The 16,652-nt window shown below is 66.4% G+C and carries 19 protein-coding genes, 1 tRNA gene and 1 pseudogene; 8 read left to right on the top strand and 13 right to left on the bottom strand.

What is annotated here, in order from left to right; genetic code table 11:
- Nucleotides 1–10: 10 nt before the first annotated feature.
- The 4 genes from AC1DY7_RS14810 to AC1DY7_RS14795 are packed head-to-tail and all read right to left on the bottom strand — an operon-like array spanning nucleotide 11 to nucleotide 2,215.
- A complete protein-coding gene (locus tag AC1DY7_RS14810) occupies nucleotides 11–307 on the bottom strand; it encodes a TM2 domain-containing protein (RefSeq protein WP_477494417.1) in 297 nt (98 codons plus the stop codon).
- A gap of 53 nt (nucleotides 308–360) precedes the next feature.
- A complete protein-coding gene (locus AC1DY7_RS14805) occupies nucleotides 361–1,065 on the bottom strand; it encodes an NAD(P)-dependent oxidoreductase (RefSeq protein WP_477494416.1) in 705 nt (234 codons plus the stop codon).
- Nucleotides 1,062–1,523, bottom strand: a complete 462-nt coding sequence (locus AC1DY7_RS14800; RefSeq protein ID WP_477494415.1) for a MarR family winged helix-turn-helix transcriptional regulator — start codon at nucleotides 1,521–1,523, stop codon at nucleotides 1,062–1,064. Before AC1DY7_RS14800 ends, AC1DY7_RS14805 begins: the two co-directional genes overlap by 4 nt.
- Nucleotides 1,523–2,215 (bottom strand): hypothetical protein, encoded by a 693-nt coding sequence (locus tag AC1DY7_RS14795; RefSeq protein ID WP_477494414.1) that lies wholly within the window; start codon nucleotides 2,213–2,215, stop codon nucleotides 1,523–1,525. The genes AC1DY7_RS14800 and AC1DY7_RS14795 overlap by 1 nt, the downstream gene beginning before the upstream one ends.
- Nucleotides 2,216–2,361: 146 nt before the next feature.
- Between AC1DY7_RS14795 and AC1DY7_RS14790 the strand changes: the two genes are divergently transcribed.
- Nucleotides 2,362–2,790: a hypothetical protein gene (locus AC1DY7_RS14790; RefSeq protein ID WP_477494413.1), complete on the top strand. Its 429-nt coding sequence runs from the start codon at nucleotides 2,362–2,364 to the stop codon at nucleotides 2,788–2,790.
- Here AC1DY7_RS14790 and AC1DY7_RS14785 read toward each other — a convergent pair.
- Entirely contained in the window at nucleotides 2,774–3,637 is an 864-nt protein-coding gene (locus AC1DY7_RS14785; RefSeq protein ID WP_477494412.1) for a cyclopropane mycolic acid synthase family methyltransferase, read from the bottom strand. The genes AC1DY7_RS14790 and AC1DY7_RS14785 overlap by 17 nt on opposite strands.
- A 172-nt stretch (nucleotides 3,638–3,809) precedes the next feature.
- On the opposite strand from AC1DY7_RS14785, the gene AC1DY7_RS14780 reads away from it, so the two are divergent.
- From AC1DY7_RS14780 to AC1DY7_RS14765, 4 genes are all read left to right on the top strand, one after another.
- Nucleotides 3,810–4,418: a TetR/AcrR family transcriptional regulator gene (locus tag AC1DY7_RS14780; RefSeq protein WP_477494411.1), complete on the top strand. Its 609-nt coding sequence runs from the start codon at nucleotides 3,810–3,812 to the stop codon at nucleotides 4,416–4,418.
- Nucleotides 4,418–5,698 (top strand): glycosyltransferase, encoded by a 1,281-nt coding sequence (locus AC1DY7_RS14775; RefSeq protein WP_477494410.1) that lies wholly within the window; start codon nucleotides 4,418–4,420, stop codon nucleotides 5,696–5,698. Before AC1DY7_RS14780 ends, AC1DY7_RS14775 begins: the two co-directional genes overlap by 1 nt.
- A 7-nt stretch (nucleotides 5,699–5,705) precedes the next feature.
- The gene (locus tag AC1DY7_RS14770; protein WP_477494536.1) at nucleotides 5,706–5,936 is read left to right on the top strand and encodes a F0F1 ATP synthase subunit C; all 231 of its coding nucleotides are present in this window, start codon (nucleotides 5,706–5,708) and stop codon (nucleotides 5,934–5,936) included.
- Nucleotides 5,937–6,027: 91 nt separating this feature from the next.
- Entirely contained in the window at nucleotides 6,028–6,609 is a 582-nt protein-coding gene (locus AC1DY7_RS14765; protein WP_477494409.1) for a hypothetical protein, read from the top strand.
- 115 nt (nucleotides 6,610–6,724) lie between these two features.
- Here the strand turns inward: AC1DY7_RS14765 and AC1DY7_RS14760 are convergent.
- The 4 genes and pseudogenes from AC1DY7_RS14760 to AC1DY7_RS14745 all read right to left on the bottom strand — a co-directional run.
- Nucleotides 6,725–6,835: pseudogene (locus AC1DY7_RS14760) on the bottom strand (arsenate reductase ArsC); the annotation flags it as partial.
- Between the two features lie 139 nt (nucleotides 6,836–6,974).
- Nucleotides 6,975–7,391 (bottom strand): hypothetical protein, encoded by a 417-nt coding sequence (locus AC1DY7_RS14755; RefSeq protein WP_477494408.1) that lies wholly within the window; start codon nucleotides 7,389–7,391, stop codon nucleotides 6,975–6,977.
- 126 nt (nucleotides 7,392–7,517) lie between these two features.
- Nucleotides 7,518–7,591: transfer RNA gene (locus tag AC1DY7_RS14750), tRNA-Cys, on the bottom strand.
- Nucleotides 7,592–7,651: 60 nt separating this feature from the next.
- Nucleotides 7,652–8,404: a DUF899 domain-containing protein gene (locus tag AC1DY7_RS14745; RefSeq protein ID WP_477494407.1), complete on the bottom strand. Its 753-nt coding sequence runs from the start codon at nucleotides 8,402–8,404 to the stop codon at nucleotides 7,652–7,654.
- A 92-nt stretch (nucleotides 8,405–8,496) separates the two neighbouring features.
- Between AC1DY7_RS14745 and AC1DY7_RS14740 the strand changes: the two genes are divergently transcribed.
- Nucleotides 8,497–9,231 (top strand): MgtC/SapB family protein, encoded by a 735-nt coding sequence (locus tag AC1DY7_RS14740; protein ID WP_477494406.1) that lies wholly within the window; start codon nucleotides 8,497–8,499, stop codon nucleotides 9,229–9,231.
- On the opposite strand, the gene AC1DY7_RS14735 is transcribed toward AC1DY7_RS14740, so the two are convergent.
- On the bottom strand, nucleotides 9,207–10,652 hold the full coding sequence (locus AC1DY7_RS14735; RefSeq protein ID WP_477494405.1) for an MFS transporter: 1,446 nt from the start codon (nucleotides 10,650–10,652) through the stop codon (nucleotides 9,207–9,209). The genes AC1DY7_RS14740 and AC1DY7_RS14735 overlap by 25 nt on opposite strands.
- A gap of 45 nt (nucleotides 10,653–10,697) precedes the next feature.
- Nucleotides 10,698–12,869, bottom strand: coding sequence for an excinuclease ABC subunit UvrB (gene uvrB, locus AC1DY7_RS14730; protein WP_477494404.1), 2,172 nt, complete (start codon nucleotides 12,867–12,869; stop codon nucleotides 10,698–10,700).
- Between the two features lie 79 nt (nucleotides 12,870–12,948).
- Between uvrB and AC1DY7_RS14725 the strand changes: the two genes are divergently transcribed.
- The gene (locus AC1DY7_RS14725) at nucleotides 12,949–13,452 is read left to right on the top strand and encodes a ribonuclease FAU-1 family protein (RefSeq protein WP_477494535.1); all 504 of its coding nucleotides are present in this window, start codon (nucleotides 12,949–12,951) and stop codon (nucleotides 13,450–13,452) included.
- Nucleotides 13,453–13,463: 11 nt separating this feature from the next.
- Complete coding sequence (locus tag AC1DY7_RS14720; protein ID WP_477494403.1) at nucleotides 13,464–13,991, top strand: hypothetical protein; 528 nt, start codon at nucleotides 13,464–13,466, stop codon at nucleotides 13,989–13,991.
- A 4-nt stretch (nucleotides 13,992–13,995) separates the two neighbouring features.
- Here the strand turns inward: AC1DY7_RS14720 and coaE are convergent, their stop codons facing one another.
- Together coaE and rpsA are read right to left on the bottom strand one after the other, a co-directional pair.
- Nucleotides 13,996–15,057: a dephospho-CoA kinase gene (coaE, locus tag AC1DY7_RS14715; protein ID WP_477494402.1), complete on the bottom strand. Its 1,062-nt coding sequence runs from the start codon at nucleotides 15,055–15,057 to the stop codon at nucleotides 13,996–13,998.
- Between the two features lie 20 nt (nucleotides 15,058–15,077).
- Nucleotides 15,078–16,523 carry a 30S ribosomal protein S1 gene (rpsA, locus tag AC1DY7_RS14710; RefSeq protein ID WP_477494401.1) on the bottom strand — a complete coding sequence of 482 codons (1,446 nt, stop codon included), beginning with the start codon at nucleotides 16,521–16,523 and terminating at the stop codon, nucleotides 15,078–15,080.
- Nucleotides 16,524–16,652 lie beyond the last annotated feature (129 nt).

The following is a 16,652-nucleotide window of genomic DNA, read 5'->3' as shown; positions in this document are numbered from 1 at the left end:
TTCGGCTGGCTCAACCGCGCAGCGTGCGACCCTCCACGTCGGGCACCTTGCCCAGCAGGATCATGATGCCGTCGACGAACGGCCAGATGCCGCCGATGCCCAGCGTCAGCCAGGTGACCGCGATCTGCGCGACGGCGAGTTTGGTGTATCCGAGGTAGAAGCGGCCGAGCCCGAAACTGCCCAGGAAGATACCCAGGAGGCCTGCGGTCACTTTGCTCTTGTCGGAGAGAGGGCCGCCGGTCTGCGGGTCTACGCTCGGGTAGGCCGACTGTGGGGCGTTGTACGGGGGCTGAGGTGCTGTTGTCATGTCGCTAATCGTCTTTGCCGCCCTTGGAATAATCTTGGAGCGCGCCAGCGCCCTCAGCGGCCGGCCAGCCTGGGCTTGATGCCTTCCCGCCAGATGGTGGCCGCGACGCTCCGATGTTTGTCGATGGTGGCCACCGCGACCGTCTTGCCGTGGTGGTCGTCGCACACGAGTTGATCGGCGATCGCTGCCGCGAGGTCGCGCCGCGCGGTCTGGCGGCCGGCGACGTGGTCCTCGGCTACGCGGTAGGTGGTCGGGGGCTCGATGTTGGCCAATCCGAGTGGGCGCATCACCGTCCAGTCCAGGTCGGTGGCCGCGACGATGGACTCCATGCGGGCCATGTCCACATACAGGGTGCGGCCCAGGTACCCGAGGATCCGGCGGCCGATCGTCCGTTCGGGCCAACTCAGGTCAGGATCGGTCCAGGCGCTCAGCACAGCCGAACTGGTGACGATCAAGCGGCGGGCGCCGGTGTGCGTCATGGCGGCGCAGATCGCCTGCGCCGAAGCCGAATACACCGTCACCGGCTCGGGGGTGAACGTCGCGCCCAGCACCGAGACGACGGCCTCCGCTCCCTCGATCGCAGCAGCGGCGTCCGCGGGCGAGGTGGCGTCTCCGCCGACCACCCGCAATCGGTCTGTCGTCAGCGGAAATTCGGCGGGGCGGCGCACCATCGCGACGACGTCGTGGCCGTCGGATGTCATTCGGTGGGTCAGCAGTTGCCCGGTCGGACCGCTGGCTCCGAAGATCGTGATGTTCACGACGACTTCTCCCCGAGGGCCTGCGTTGCGTCGGTGACGACGGCCTGCGCGTCGGTGAGATACGCCAGTACCGTGTCGATCTGGGACGTGGTCAGCTTCGCCTGAAGTGCGTCGAGGCGCCGGCTGCCGTCGCTGTAGATCTCGGTCAGGCGTTCGTATCCCAGGGATTCGATCTCGACACTGCGGCGGTCGTGTTCATGGTGGCGGCGGATGACCCATCCCCCGTCCTCCAGACGTCTCAGCACTCCCGTCATCGTGGCCGGCTGCATCGAGAGCCGGCGCGCCAACGTCGTGGGCGACTGCGGGCCGCCCCGGGTGAGGACGTCGAGTACCTCCAGATCCGAGTCCTTCAACCCGGCCAGCGCCGCCACTTTGCGGGTGCTCAGCGCCAGCGCTATACGCAGGTCCTGTAGCGCGGTGCGAAGTCGGGCGGCATCCGTGGGTTCTCGTCTCACCATCACGGTCCCTCCAGGTCGACGGGGCGGGCGAAGATGGGCAACGACGTGAGTCGTTGTTGCGCAAGCAATGTGCGCACATACCGATAGAAGCTGGGGCGTAACAGCTGGCGCGCCATGAATGCCGGTACCGGGCCGGGGATCCGTGCGTAGTTGACGAGCACGTACGGTGCGGACGGCTCGGGCACCAGCAACGTGGAGTTGTCGATTCCGGTCTTCGCGGCGAACCATGCGGACAACGCCCGCCAGGCGTCGAGGGCACCGCCGTCACCGTCGGGGCCGGTGAAATGGTTGAGCAGGATGTTCGGTTGCGGCGATCCGTCCTCGGTGAGGCCGAATCGCGCGCCGTTATGTGCGGTGAAGGCCACCAGAGGTTTCGTGGCCCTCAGGTTTTCGTCCTCGAGAATGCCGGCGGCAGCGGCGCCGTCGGGCACCCTGACCAGCATGACCAAGTCATGTAATGGCACACCCTCGACCGGGACGATGACGGTCGCGCGAAAGAGGTTCACGGCCAACACATGTGCGCATCGGGCCAAGCCGGCGGCGATCGTCTGCAACCGCACCTGTTCACGATCCCGTGCGGCGCTGTTGCGCACAAACGGTCCGACCCGCTTCGGGTCCACGCTCCACCCGAAGTAGACGAACGAGCCGGGAATCACCTCGCCGAACGGCGGAGGCGGATAGCGATCGGTCATCAGCGTCTCCCCATTTAGTACTTAATTCGTACTATACGTGAATCGTACAATATCTGCGCCCCTCTTGCGCTCAGGTTCATGCGAACCTAGGTTTGATTTATAGAGTGATCTATCTAGCGATATTCATGCAGCCAATGGAGGTTCCCATGGCGCCACCGACCGTCGCCAAGTCCGAGACTGTCCTTCGTATTGCCGCGTGGGCGTTCCTCTTTGGGTGGGGACTCCACGTTGTCGACCATCTACTCCGGGGGATGTCGGCGTCGCGGATGTTCATCATGGCCGGCGGCATGGTCCAGGGCGTATTCGTCATCGTCGCCATCACCATGACGCTTCGCGGCCACCCGCGGGCCCCCGCGTGGGCCGTCTTCACCGGCGTCGGCAGCGCGCTGCTGTTCACCTACGCGCATCTGCTGCCGAGCTTCTGGCCCGCCTACCAGGACAGCTTTGTCAGCGGGCCGCGCATCAACGTCACCTGGTTCTCGTGGGTGACCGCACTATCGGAGATAGGGACCGCGTTGCTGTTCGCCTACGCCGGTGCGCGCGTAAGCCGCGACCGCCCTACTTCTCCAACGTGAACTGGACGACGTCCATCTGTCCGTTGCGGAACAGGTCGGCACATCCGGTCAGGTACTTCATGTACCGGTCGTAGACCTCCACGGACTGGATGGCGATCGCCTCGTCCCGGCGCGCCTCGAGGTTCGCGGCCCAGATGTCGAGGGTCTTGGCGTAGTGCGGCTGGAGCGACTGCTCCTTGGTGACCCGATAGGCGGCGGCCTCCGCATGCTGCTCGACCTTCTCGATCGATGGCAGCCGCCCGCCCGGGAAGATCTCGGTGAGGATGAACTTGGCGAACCGGGCCATCGCCCAGGTGAGCGGGATGCCCAGTTCCTTCGCGCGGTCGGGATGCAGGGCGCAGATGGTGTGCAGCATCATCACCCCGTCCGACGGCAGGAGCTGGTAGGTCTTGGCGAAAAAGTCGGTGTAGCGGTCGAAACCGAAATGCTCGAACGCGCCGATTGACACGATCCGGTCCACCGGCTCATCGAACTGCTCCCACCCCTGCAGTAGCACCCGCCGGCTGCGCGGGCTGTCCAAGGTGTCGAAGCCGGCCTGGACGTGCGCGGCCTGGTTCTTGGACAGTGTCAGCCCGACGACGTTGACGTCGTACTTCTCCACCGCCCGACGGAGTACCGCGCCCCAGCCGCAGCCGACGTCGAGCAGCGTCATACCGGGTTCGAGCCCGAGCTTGCCCAGCGACAGGTCGACCTTGGCCGCTTGCGCCTCGGCGAGCGTCATATCGTCGCGCTCGAAATAGGCGCAGCTATAGATCTGCGACGGATCCAGGAAGAGCCGGAAGAAGTCATCGGAGAGGTCGTAGTGCGCCTGGACGTCTTCGAAGTGCGGTCTCATTGATTCAGCCATGGCCTGCGGCCTTTCGCTTGAACGTGTGGTGCGGTCAGCGCATCGACTCGACATCGTTCGTCGCGCCGCGGCGTACTACTGCCGACTACATGGTAGGGGGGCGGCGCCAAGAAACCCATCAACCAGGAGGTCACCCTTGCACCGACCTGACCGATCGGTCTAATATCTGACCATGCGGTCAACATTGGACAAGACGTTCACCGAACGGGCACGTCGCGAGCAGATCGTCGCGGGTGCCACGACGATCATCGCCGAAATCGGCTACGCCCAGACGTCCGTCGCAAAAATCGCCGATCATGTCGGCATCGCGAAAAGTGTTGTGCTGTACCACTTCAAGACCAAAGACGACATCATCGCGGCGGTTGTCACCGACGTTTTCAATACCGCGGCGGCCCACATGATCCCGGCGTTGACGGCGGCGCAAAACCCGGCAGACCAGCTGGCTGCGTATATCCGCTCGAACATCGCCTTCATCGACCAGAACCGAGGGGGCGCCCTCGCCATGCTGGAGATCGTGACGGGTTATCGGTCCCCCGCCGGCCTTCGCCTCGATCAGGTCGCCGACCCAGGCACCGAAAACCCTCTGGACCCGGAAGCGATCTTCGCCGAAGGTGTTGCCAGTAAAGCTTTTCGGAGTCTCTCGCCGACGTTCATGAAGAACGCACTGCGCGCCGCTCTCGACGGCGCGGTGTGGGAGCTGGCCCGCGACCCACACTACGACGTCGTCGGGTACGGCGACCAGTTGGCGACCACCTTCGATCTGGCCACCAGGTTGCCGTGATGACGCGCATCGTGATGGCAGCCTTCGGTACCCGCGGTGATGTCGCACCACTGACAGGCTTGGGCCTGAAGCTTGCGGAGCAACTCGGCGCGGAGGTCACCCTCGCCGCCCAACAGCCGTATCAGCAGATGGTCACGGCCGCCGGCTTGCAATTCACCTTGCTGCCCAACGACACCGAGCGGTCCACCCGCGAATCCTCCTACGGACAAGCCGTGGTCGACGGTGCCCGCATGCGTCCGACCAAGCAGGTACTCGCCCAGATGCGCGAGGACCTGACCGGCGTCGGAGAGGCCATCGCCCACGCGGCCTCCGGCGCCGATCTCCTGCTGCTGGAAGGGCCGATAGGCTCCCTGCTGGGCTATCACGTCGCCGAGGCCCTCGGCATTCCGAGTATGGGGGTGTTCCTCCAGCCTGTCAGCGCGACAAGCGAATTCGCTCCCCCACCGCTGACCGCACGGTCTTTCGGCCGCTGGGGAAACCGCGCCGCCTGGCGGTTGGGTAACACCGGCGAGCGGGTGTACACCCCGTTGATCGACGGGCTCCGGGCGAATCTGGGTCTGCCCGCCGAATCGCGAGGTACCTATCAACGCCGCCGGGCCGAATCGTGGCCGGTGCTCTACGGGTTCTCCCGGCACGTGGTGCCCCGCCCTTCCGACTGGCGGCCCGGGCTCGACGTCACCGGTTACTGGTGGCCAGCCGACCCTGCCGGATGGCGCCCACCGCAGTACATCGTCGACTTCCTGCGCGCCGGACCGCCGCCGGTATACGTAGGGCTCGGAAGCACCGCCACCGCCGACGGCGAACGTCTGTCCGCACTCGTCGGGTCCGCGTTGCGCACGGCAGGAGTGCGCGGCGTCGTCCAATCCGGGTGGGCCCGTCTGCACGGAGACGGCGACGACATTCTCACCGTCGACGACCTGCCGCACTCCTGGCTCTTCCCGCAGATGGCCGCGGTCGTCCACCACTGCGGCGCCGGCACTGCGGCCGCGGCTCTGCGCGCCGGTGTGCCGTCGATCCCCGTCACCGGAATCATGGACCAACCGTTCTGGGCGCGCCGCCTCCACACACTCGGTGTCGCCACCGCTCCGCTGCGGAGGGTCGCGGTCACCGCTGACGACCTCGCCGCGGCGATCACCGCCGCGACGACAGATGCGAGCTACCGGCGCCGTGCGCGCGAACTGTCTCAGCTGATCCACGACGAGGACGGCGCATCCAACGCTGCCGACCGCATCGCCACCCAGTTGGAACTACGACGTCAGGAGGCACGTGATGGCCAGTGAAGAACTGATGGGACACGCGCTACTGGCCGGTGGCATCGTCCTCGCCGGCGGCGCGATCGGCGCCGGTATCGGCGACGGCGTGGCCGGCGCCCAGTTCATCGCCGGTGTCGCGCGCCAACCCGAGGCGCAGTCACGGTTGTACACGCCGTTCTTCATCACGGTGAGCCTGATCGAAGCCACCTTCTTCATCAACATCGCGTTCATGGCGCTCTTCGTGTTCGCCACCCCGGGCGGCTGACCTGGCATTGCGCTGAGAGCGCGGTACCAGGTCAATAGCTCGGCTACACTCTCACTGAATCGTTAGCTAGATCCGATACGAGGGGCACGCTGTGCAGAAGTCGAAGCGCCGATACGCTGCGGCGACGCTGGCCGCTTTCATGCCGTTGGCCGCCGTCTCCGTCATCACTGCCGCGCCCAGCTCCGCCGCCTGTGGCGAGGGCAAGATCGACTTCAACGGCAACTGCGTCGCCGAGACCTGCAACAAGGGTTCCGTGCGCACCGAGAGCGGGCTGTGCAGCAGCGGGCTCTCCGAGGCCCTCCGCAAGGCGCAGCCGCCGGCCATCTCTAAGGTGACGCCCATGGAATGGGCCAACTCCTACTCGACCATCGACTCGGTGCGACGCTTGCCCGGAACGCTCAACGACATCAACAGCGTGGCGAACCTGGCCATCGACATTCCTTACAGCATCACCGGCAGCGTGAACGACATCGCCGGCACGTTCTACCTGCTGAATCAGATCGGCGGTGTCAGCGCATCCGGCCTCAGGAGTCCGCTGGCGGCGGCCGCGAACGTGGCGCAGGCCCTGCCGTCTCCTGGTCTGCCCAAGGTCGGCGTCCCCAAGCTCAAGATGCCGAAACTGTTCCAGAACTGCCTGCCGGTCAAGCTGGCCTTCTTCCGCCCCTGCATCTGATTTCCTGCACCGCGAGGCTGCACTTATGGCGCGAAAGTGCGAGTAACCGTCGCCATAACGACAGTCTCGAGCGACCAGATCGGAATGCGTGCATAACGCGCTCCGCAGTAACGGTCTGAGGACCGCCCGATAAGTCCGCGGCGCTCCCCGCGGCGAGGTGGAAGGAACCCAGCGCCATTTGTGAGCGTCCGGCGCCGTGAGTACAAAGAAAAATCGGTTTCTCGTCCTCGTTGGATGTGAGTCAGGGACTCGGGGCGAGCGGCGCGGGATGGTGTACCACCGCGCCCGTCACGAATCGCTTGTCGCGCTGTGCTCGGTGCTGGACCCCAACTGCTGCCGCTGAGTCTCCCCGCCGCGCACGACCTTCAGGCCGGAGCCGAACCGATCTCCACCTCGATGGGGTGGCGGTTCTCGCGGCGATCCAGTTCGCGGGCCAGCAGCCAGGCCTCCGCGGGAGGCAACGGCCGGATGTCGCCGAGCCGGCCTCGGGTGAGCTCCACTTCGACGGCGTACTCGTCGGGATGCTGCAACAGAATCCACCTCAGGCCGTCCCGCTCGAAACGGCGGATCTGATGGTAGTAACTCAGGACACCGTCATAGACGTCGAGGATGTCCTCGGAACCCCCGTAAGTGCCGCTCTCGCTGCGAATGTGGGCGAAGTGCTCGAGTTCCCGATCAGGAAACTGGAAATCGCAGGGACGATATGCGGACCGCACGATCACCATCGATCCGTCGGGCCGCTCGACAAATCGCTTGTGTGGCTTGCTTACGAACTCCGTCATCGCCCGGTGGCCCCTGCAATCCGAACCTGCACGAGATGATGCTAGAGCCGAATTGCCGACGCGGCGCGCAGAACCCGCCCATCGCGAGGTAGGCACCGCCGAAACGGTACCTACCTGCGCGATCGCTGGAGCGAGTGACGGGATTCGAACCCGTGTAAACGGCTTTGCAGGCCGGTGCCTAGCCACTCAGCCACACCCGCAGCGCCATGAACATTGCCACCCCCGCTGACCTGTGCCAACCGTTGCACTCGCCGTGATCGCTATTCGTGCGGCATGCCCGCTGCCAAACCGGTCTGCGGCCAGCCCGGCGGCGAGTCCTCCCAAGGCTCTTGGCGGCCGAACGGCGTCAGATCCAGGAACGGATACCCGACGGCCGAATGGTCCAGTCCCCGGGCGTACGCCGAGTAGGTGTGGAAGACCTCGTCGTCGCGGCGCAGGAACACACTGGTGCCCGGCCAGTCGCCCCGCAGGTCACGATCCGTCCAGCCGTCGGCGCGCAATTCGTCGAGCGACTTGTAGTTGTAGTGCACGGCAGCACGTTCCGGGTCGAGCGTGACGCCCAGGTCGTAGCTGAAATCACCATCACGCGAGGAGTACCACGGGAACGTCCAGCCGTGCGCATCGCGATAGCGGGCGATGCTCGCGTACGGCGCCCGCGACACGCAGGCGAACGTCACCCCTTTGGCGTTCAGCAGCGCCCGGTCGGATTCGGTGAAGGTCAGGTCGGCGGCCGCCGTGCAACTGGGGCAGCCCTGGTCGATGTCGTCGAGCCACATGAAGTGATGGATGTAGAGCTGCTGACGCCCCTCGAAGAGGTCGACCAGTCCCACCTCGCCGTCCGGTCCGTCGAAGCGGTAGTCCTTGTCCATCTTCACCATCGGCAACCGCCGGCGTTCGGCGTTGACCGCGTCGCGCAGATGGGTGGCCTCGCGTTCCCGCGCCAGCAGTTTCTTGCGGGCCGCCAGCCACTGCTCGCGCGACGCCACATCGGGATAGGCGGTGCTGAATGACATCAGGTCAGCCTCCTTCGAGTCGTGTTGAGGTACCGACCCGCCCGGGCACCGAAACTCATCGCGGCGGTCACCCCGCGGTTTAGGTTGTTCGCATGATTGAGTGGCTGGCCGATCCCCCACTGTTCGGCGGTCCCGGCCAGGGAGCCCGCCAGATCATCGAGTTGTTCGCCGCGTTCGGGTTGACCGCGCTGATCGGTCTGGAACGCGAAATCCAGGGCAAGGCCGCGGGCCTGCGCACCCAGACCATCGTCGGCACCGCCGCCGCCCTGATCATGCTGATCAGCAAGTACGGCTTCTCCGACGTCCTGGTCGCCGGGACCGTCATGGTCGACCCGTCCCGGGTGGCGGCCCAAATCGTCTCGGGCATCGGATTTCTCGGTGCCGGCATCATCATCACCCGGCGCGGCGCGGTGCACGGCCTGACCACCGCCGCCGCGGTGTGGGAGTCGGCCGCAATCGGAATGGCCGCGGGCGCGGGACTTTTACTACTGGCGGTCACCGTGACCGTCATCCACTTCCTCATCATGGTGGGGTTCATGCCCCTGGCGCGCATGCTGGCCGCCCGGCTGGCCGGGTCGATCCGGATGCACATCACCTACGAGGAGGGTCACGGGGTGATGACCCAACTGCTGGCCGCATGCGACCGGCGCCGCTGGCAGCTGACCGAGCTGGCCGCCGATCGCGGTCCCGAACCATTGGAGGTGCCCGCGAACCTGTCGGGCGCGATCCTCACCCTGGCGGGCAACGGCGTCACCCAGGCGCCGCTGGTGCTGGCCGGCATCCCCGGGGTGACGTCGATCCGTCAGCTCGACGAAGATCCCGACTGAGACGCGGCGCGGGTGGCGCGGTATGACGCCACCGCGGTGAGAGCCGCCAGCACCGCGAACACCCCGAACATCCAGCGCGCCGCCGTCGCGTCATCGCCCAACTCGGCGTTCACGATGACACCGGCCAGGCCTGCGCCGAAGGCTCCACAGATCAGCTGAACCGTGTTGATGGCCGCGGCCGCCGTCGCGCCTTCCGCGGAGTCGTCCACCGCACCCATCGCCCACGCCGACAGATGCGGCCACGCCATCCCGATGCCGGTGCCGGTGACCATCAGCGCCACCGCCCAGCCGATGGTCACCGCAACGGACGCATCGGACCGCACACTCAACGCCGCCGACCCCAGCCCGATCGCCATCACCAGCGGCGCGACGGCCACGATCCGGGTGACCAGCCGCTTGCGGTCGACCGACGCGCTGACGATCTCCCCCGCGGTCCAGCCGACGGACAGCGTGACGCCGAGGAAGCCGGCGAACAGTGGTTCCAGGTGTGCCAGCCGCTGGCCGAACAGCGGCACGTACATGTCGACCATGGTCGACGCCATCAACAGGCCGAGGGTCAGGTAGATCCACTTCAACGGGCCCGGCCGGAACGCCGTCGGCGGCAGCACCGATGCCCGAGTTCTCGCCCCGGCCATCCGGCGGTCCACCACCAGGAACGCGACGATCAGGCCCATGCCGCCGGCCAGCAGCACCGCGGTGAGCACGGCATTGCGCGGAATGCCGGCGACGCTGATCGCCAACGCGGCGCCGCCGAGCAGCAGCAGCGACCAGATCGGAATCCGCAGTGCGCCGGGTTCCGGTCTGGTCGCTGCGCGCCCGCACCCCGGCAGCGCCAGCGGCACCAGCACCGCCATGGCAACCGTCAGAATCACCAGCACGCCGAATGCCCAACGCCACGAACCGAACTGGGCGAAGAACCCGCCGCCGGCAGGCCCGAGCAGCGTCCCCACGCCCCACATCGCCGAGACGAGAGCCGAAGCCCGAACCCACAATGCCTGCGGCAGAGCCGAATTGATGACGGCGTAGCCCAGGCCGGCCAGCAGGCCACCGGCCGCACCCTGCACCGTCCGGCCCACCAACAGCAACTCCATGGTGGGCGCGGCGGCGCACAGCAGGCTGCCCGCGCCGAAGACGGCGAACCCGGCCAGATACGCCCAGCGCGGCCCGAGCCGGCTGAGCACCGCACCGACGGTGGTCGCGGCGACCACCGAGGCCACCAGGTAGACCGTCGTCACCCACGCGTAGAACCGTTGCCCACCGATCTCGGCGACCGCGCTGGGCAGCAGGCTGATGGTGAGGAATTCGTTGGTCGCATACAGCGCGACGCCGCCGGCCAGAACTGTCGACGCACCAAGGTGTTTGGGGCCGAGCAACTCCCGCCAACTACCGGTGGTCACGGAATCGGCGTGCGTGTCGGTCACGCCGGAAACGCTAAACGCTCAACAGCAGTTGAGGTCAAGGAAGGCTCATTTCAGCCCGGCCGCGTCCATTCCCCGCAGTTCCTTCTTCAGGTCCTGAATCTCATCGCGGATGCGTCCGGCCAGCTCGAACTGCAGATCCCGGGCCGCCGTCATCATCTGCTCGGTGAGGTCCTTGATGAGGTCGGCGAGCTCGGCACGGGGCATGTTCGCGGTGTCGCGACCCTCGATGATGCCGGCGCTGACCGCCCGTCCCGGCTCGCCCTGGGCGCGGCGCCCCCGCGAGGCATTGCGGCCCGATCCGCCGATCTGCACCGACTCGGTGTCATCGGCTTCCTTGTACACCTGGTCGAGGATGTCGGCGATCTTCTTGCGCAGCGGCTGCGGGTCGATACCGTGCTCTTCGTTGTAGGCGACCTGTTTGGCCCGGCGGCGGTCGGTCTCGTCGATCGCCTCTCGCATCGAGTCGGTGATCTTGTCGGCATACATGTGCACCTCACCGGACACGTTGCGCGCCGCGCGGCCGATGGTCTGGATGAGGCTGCGCGGAGACCGCAGGAAACCTTCCTTGTCGGCGTCGAGGATGGCCACCAGGGACACCTCGGGCAGGTCCAGGCCCTCGCGCAGCAGGTTGATGCCCACGAGCACGTCGTACTCGCCCAGCCGCAGCTGACGCAGCAGCTCGACACGGCGCAGGGTGTCCACCTCGGAGTGCAGGTAGCGCACCCGGATGCCCATTTCGAGCAGATAGTCGGTGAGATCCTCGGCCATCTTCTTGGTGAGGGTGGTGACCAGCACCCGCTCATCGCGTTCGGTGCGCAGCCGGATCTCGCCGATCAGGTCGTCGATCTGCCCCTTGGTCGGCTTGACCTGCACCTGCGGGTCGACCAGCCCCGTCGGGCGGATCACCTGCTCGACGAACTCGCCGCCGGCCTGCGCCATCTCGTAGTTGCCCGGCGTCGCCGACAGATACACCGTCTGGCCGATGCGCTGGGCGAACTCTTCCCAGGTCAGCGGACGGTTGTCGACGGCCGAGGGCAACCGGAACCCGAAGTCCACCAGGTTGCGCTTACGCGACATGTCGCCCTCATACATGCCGCCGATCTGCGGCACCGTGACATGCGACTCGTCGATGACGAGCAGGAAGTCCTCCGGGAAGTAGTCGATGAGCGTGGCCGGCGCCGTTCCCGCGCCACGGCCGTCGATATGCCGCGAGTAGTTCTCGATGCCGGAACAGAAGCCGACCTGCTTCATCATCTCCAGGTCGTAATTGGTCCGCATCCGCAGCCGCTGCGCCTCCAGCAGCTTGCCCTGACCCTCCAGTTCGGCCAACCGGCCTTCCAGTTCTGCTTCGATACTGGAGATCGCCACGGCCATCCGGTCGGGACCCGCCACATAGTGGGTGGCGGGGAAGATCCGCACCGACTCGACCTGACGGACCACGTCGCCCGTGAGCGGGTGCAGGTAGTACAGCGCCTCGACCTCGTCACCGAAGAACTCGATGCGGATGGCGAGTTCCTCATAGGACGGGATGATCTCGACAGTGTCGCCCCGCACCCGGAACGATCCGCGGGTGAACGAGATGTCGTTGCGGTCGTACTGGACATCGACGAGCAGGCGCAACAATCCATCCCGCGGCACATCGTCGCCGACCTTGAGTTCCACTGACCTGTCCAGGTAGGACTGCGGCGTGCCGAGGCCGTAGATGCAGGACACCGAGGCGACCACGACCACGTCGCGGCGGGACAGCAGGCTCGACGTCGCCGAGTGCCGCAGCCGCTCGACATCGTCGTTGATCGAGCTGTCCTTCTCGATGTAGGTGTCGGTCTGCGCGATGTACGCTTCCGGCTGGTAGTAGTCGTAATACGAGACGAAGTATTCAACGGCGTTGTGCGGCAACATCTCCCGCAGCTCATTGGCCAGCTGGGCGGCCAGGGTCTTGTTCGGCGCCATCACCAGGGTGGGCCGCTGCAGCCGCTCGATGAGCCATGCCGTGGTCGCCGACTTACCGGTACCGGTGGCGCCCAGCAGGACGATGTCCCGCTCCCCCGCCCGGACCCGGCGTTCGAGATCCTCGATGGCGGCCGGCTGGTCACCGGCGGGCTGATACTCGCTGACCACCTCGAATTCACCGCCGGCACGCACGATGCCATTCACGGCGTCGGCGGCAGGTCGGTACTCCGAGTGCGCCAGCACGGGATGTTCGGTCGCGAAAGCCATGATCACCAGGTTAAGCGTCGCCACCGACATGTTCATTCCCGCCCGAGCCGCACTGCGCTACCGTGACGCCGTGCCAGGCATCCACCCGCCCAAACACGAGGTCTTCGACCTGCGGGCCCGCACCAACACCGACCCCAAGGGCATCGTGCGCGACGTCGACGTCTACACGGTGCAACCCTGGGGCCTCTACATGGCCCGGCCCGCTCCCGGCCGGGAACAGTTCCACTACCTGGAGTCCTGGCTGCTGCCCGCCCTCGGGCTGCGGGCGACGGTGTTCCATTTCAACCCGGGCCACGAGCGCGATCAGGACTTCTATCTCGACGTCGGGCGGTACACCGCCGGGGCGGACCGCTGGGAGGCCGAGGACCACTACCTGGACTTGGTGGTCCGCACCGGTACGGACGTCGGACTGACCGATATCGACGAGTTGGTGGCCGCCGTGACCGCGGGCTTGCTCAGCGCCGAAGCCGCCGAGGAGGCCATCCGGACGGCACTGACGACGGTGGACGCACTCGCCCGGCACGACTACGACCTGGGGCGGTGGCTGACCGGTCGCGATATGCCGCTGACCTGGCGGGCGTAATGTCTCGCGGTATGAGTGTCACCAGACGCGCAGGAGTGGCCGGGCCCCTGGCCGCCTTGTTGCTGTGCGCGGGGCAGTTGCTCCCGGCCGTCGCGGCCGCCGACCCGGAGCCCGCCCCGCCCCCACCGGCGCCGGATCAGGCCGGTCAGTTGCTGCACAACGTCACGTACAAGGCCAGGGCCGACGGGACGTCGCGCGGGGCGACCGTGGCCTACAAGGCCGACGACCACAACATCAACAGTGAGCAGCCGACACTGCTGCCGGGGCAGACATTCGAGATCAACACGGTGATGACGGATCCGAAGCTGGCCGGCATGGAGCTGTCCATCCAGTGGCCGTACGGGTCCAATCTGCACTGCGAGATCCTGGTCGACGACCAGACCGTGGCGCAGGCCGATCAGTTCATCGCGCCGCGGGTGTTCCGGGTGAAGGACGACCCGTTCTACGGCACCCTGCAGTGTGGTGCGCCGCTGGAGGTGCCGGCCGCCGGCACGCTCCCGCCGCCTGCCGACGCGGCGGTGCCGGCGCCGCCCGAGTAGCGTCTCAGGGCCGCCAGCCGGTGCTGTCGGCCCACACCTGCGCCCGTCGGTAGTTGTCCAGGAACCAGGGTTCCTTGGCCTGCGCGTAGTCAGCGGTGGCCAGCGCGGCGCGTTTGGCAGCCAGATAGTCGGCCCGGACCCCGGGGCTGGCCTTCAACCAGTCGACGAACAGCAGCGCGAACTCCTGGTTCGGTCTGCCGTTCACCCGGATATTGACGTTCGTGGGCCGGCCTGGGTCGGCAGACGCGTGAAAGCGCTTGTGCCACAGCGCCGCATCAGCGGAGTGCGGCGTGTCCGCAGTGATCGTCGGCACCCGTGGGTAGCCGGCCGCCAGCAGCGGCCCGGTCAGTTCGTCGGCCAGTTCCGGCAGTGCGACGGTGATCTGGATGTCGATGACGTCCTTACCGTCCATCCCGGGCACCGCGGTGGAGCCGATGTGGTCGATCCGCAGCGCTCGATGCCCGCACGCCGTGTTGAGCCGCGCGATGATGCGCTGCGCCTGCTCCGGCCAGGTCGTGTCATAGCCAACGACGGCGTAGTCGCGGTGCGCCGGTGTGCCGGCCCTGAGATTGTGGGCGAACGGCAGGATGCGTTGATGCCATAGCTCCCTTGCCTTTTCGACCAACTCCCCCGACGACCCGGAGTTGTCCAGCCACACATCGGCGACGGCCCGGCGCTGCTCCTCGGTGGCCTGTGCGGCGATCCGGGCGCGCGCGTCGGCCTCGGTGAAATTGCGGTACTCGATGAGCCGTTTGACGCGCAGGTCGGGATCGGCGTTCACCACGATCACCAAGGGGAACATCGGCGCCATCTGGGATTCCACCAGTAGCGGGATGTCCTCGACGATGATGGCATCGGTGCCGGCCGCCTCGATGAGCTCCGATCGGCGGTGGGCCACCAGCGGATGCACGATGCCGTTCAACGTCTGACGCTTCTCGTCGTCGCTGAAGGCGACGGCCGCCAGCGCGGGCCGGTTCAGCGCGCCGTCCGCTTGCAGGATGGCGTCCCCGAACGCGTCGACCAGCTTGCTCCAGCACGTCCGTGGGGACGTGCTGCGCGGTTTCACTCGGCGAAGAGTGTCTTTGGTTACGCGTTGCCCGCGAGCTTCTCGCGGAGCGCGGCGAGCTGCGCATCGCTGGCCAGCGAGCCACCGGTGGACTCACCCTCCGAGCGGGACGAGCTGCTCGACGTCGACGGGCGAGCGGCTTCCTCGGCCTCGGCGGCGGCGAACTTCTCCATCTGCGCGGTGTGCATCTTGTGCCGGCGCTCGGCCTCGGCGTACCGGGCTTCCCACTCGGTGCGCTGCTTGTCGAAGCCTTCGAGCCACTCGTTGGTGTCGGCGTCGAAGCCCTCGGGGAAGATGTAGTTCCCCGCGTCGTCGTAGCTGTCGGCCATGCCGTACTTCGAGGGGTCGAACTCCTCGGTGTAGTCCTCGTTGGCCTGCTTGAGGCTCAGCGAGATCCGGCGACGCTCCAGGTCGATGTCGATGACCTTGACCATCGCGTCGTCGCCGACCTGGACCACCTGGTCCGGGACCTCGACGTGGCGCTCGGACAGCTCCGAGATGTGCACCAGGCCCTCGATGCCCTCTTCGACGCGGACGAACGCACCGAACGGCACCAGCTTGGTGACCTTGCCGGGCACGATCTGGCCGATGGCGTGGGTGCGGGCGAAGTGGCGCCACGGATCTTCCTGAGTCGCCTTGAGCGACAGCGAAACCCGCTCGCGGTCCATGTCGACGTCGAGCACCTCGACGGTGACCTCGTCGCCGACGGTGACAACCTCGGACGGGTGGTCGATGTGCTTCCAGGACAGCTCGGAGACGTGCACCAGGCCGTCGACGCCGCCGAGATCGACGAACGCGCCGAAGTTGACGATCGAGGACACGACACCCTTGCGGATGGCGCCCTTGGTGAGCTGGTTGAGGAACTCGCTGCGCACCTCGGACTGGGTCTGCTCCAGCCAGGCGCGGCGGCTCAGCACCACGTTGTTGCGGTTCTTGTCCAGCTCGATGATCTTGGCCTCGATCTCCTTGCCGATGTACGGCTGCAGATCGCGGACACGACGCATCTCGACCAGGGAGGCGGGCAGGAAGCCGCGCAGACCGATGTCGAGGATCAGGCCGCCCTTGACGACCTCGATGACGGTGCCCTTGACGGCCTCGTCCTTCTCCTTGAGCTCCTCGATGGTGCCCCAGGCGCGCTCGTACTGAGCACGCTTCTTGGACAGGATCAGACGGCCTTCCTTGTCCTCCTTGGTGAGAACGAGGGCTTCGACCTCATCGCCCACGGAAACGACCTCATTGGGGTCGACGTCGTGCTTGATGGAAAGTTCGCGAGAAGGAATGACACCTTCGGTCTTGTATCCGATGTCGAGCAGAACCTCGTCGCGGTCCACCTTGACGATGGTCCCTTCGACGATGTCGCCATCGTTGAAGTACTTGATGGTCTTGTCGATCGCGGCGAGGAAGTCCTCGGCAGAGCCAATGTCGTTGATGGCTACTTGCGGCGAGGTGATGGAGGGACTTGGCATGTGGTGGGTTGCTCCGGACAAGTTTAATCGTAGGAATAGGTCAGTGTTTTCCGGCGCGAACGCCGAGATTGTGCGTCGCACCCGTAACTCCGCAGAACCGACGCGGCACACAGGTACCTAGAAAGAGTA

The sequence above is a fragment of the Mycobacterium sp. P2_H7 genome, assembly GCF_056403275.1.
Note: the sequence above shows the minus strand (reverse complement) of the source record. Positions and strands in the feature narration are given on the sequence as shown.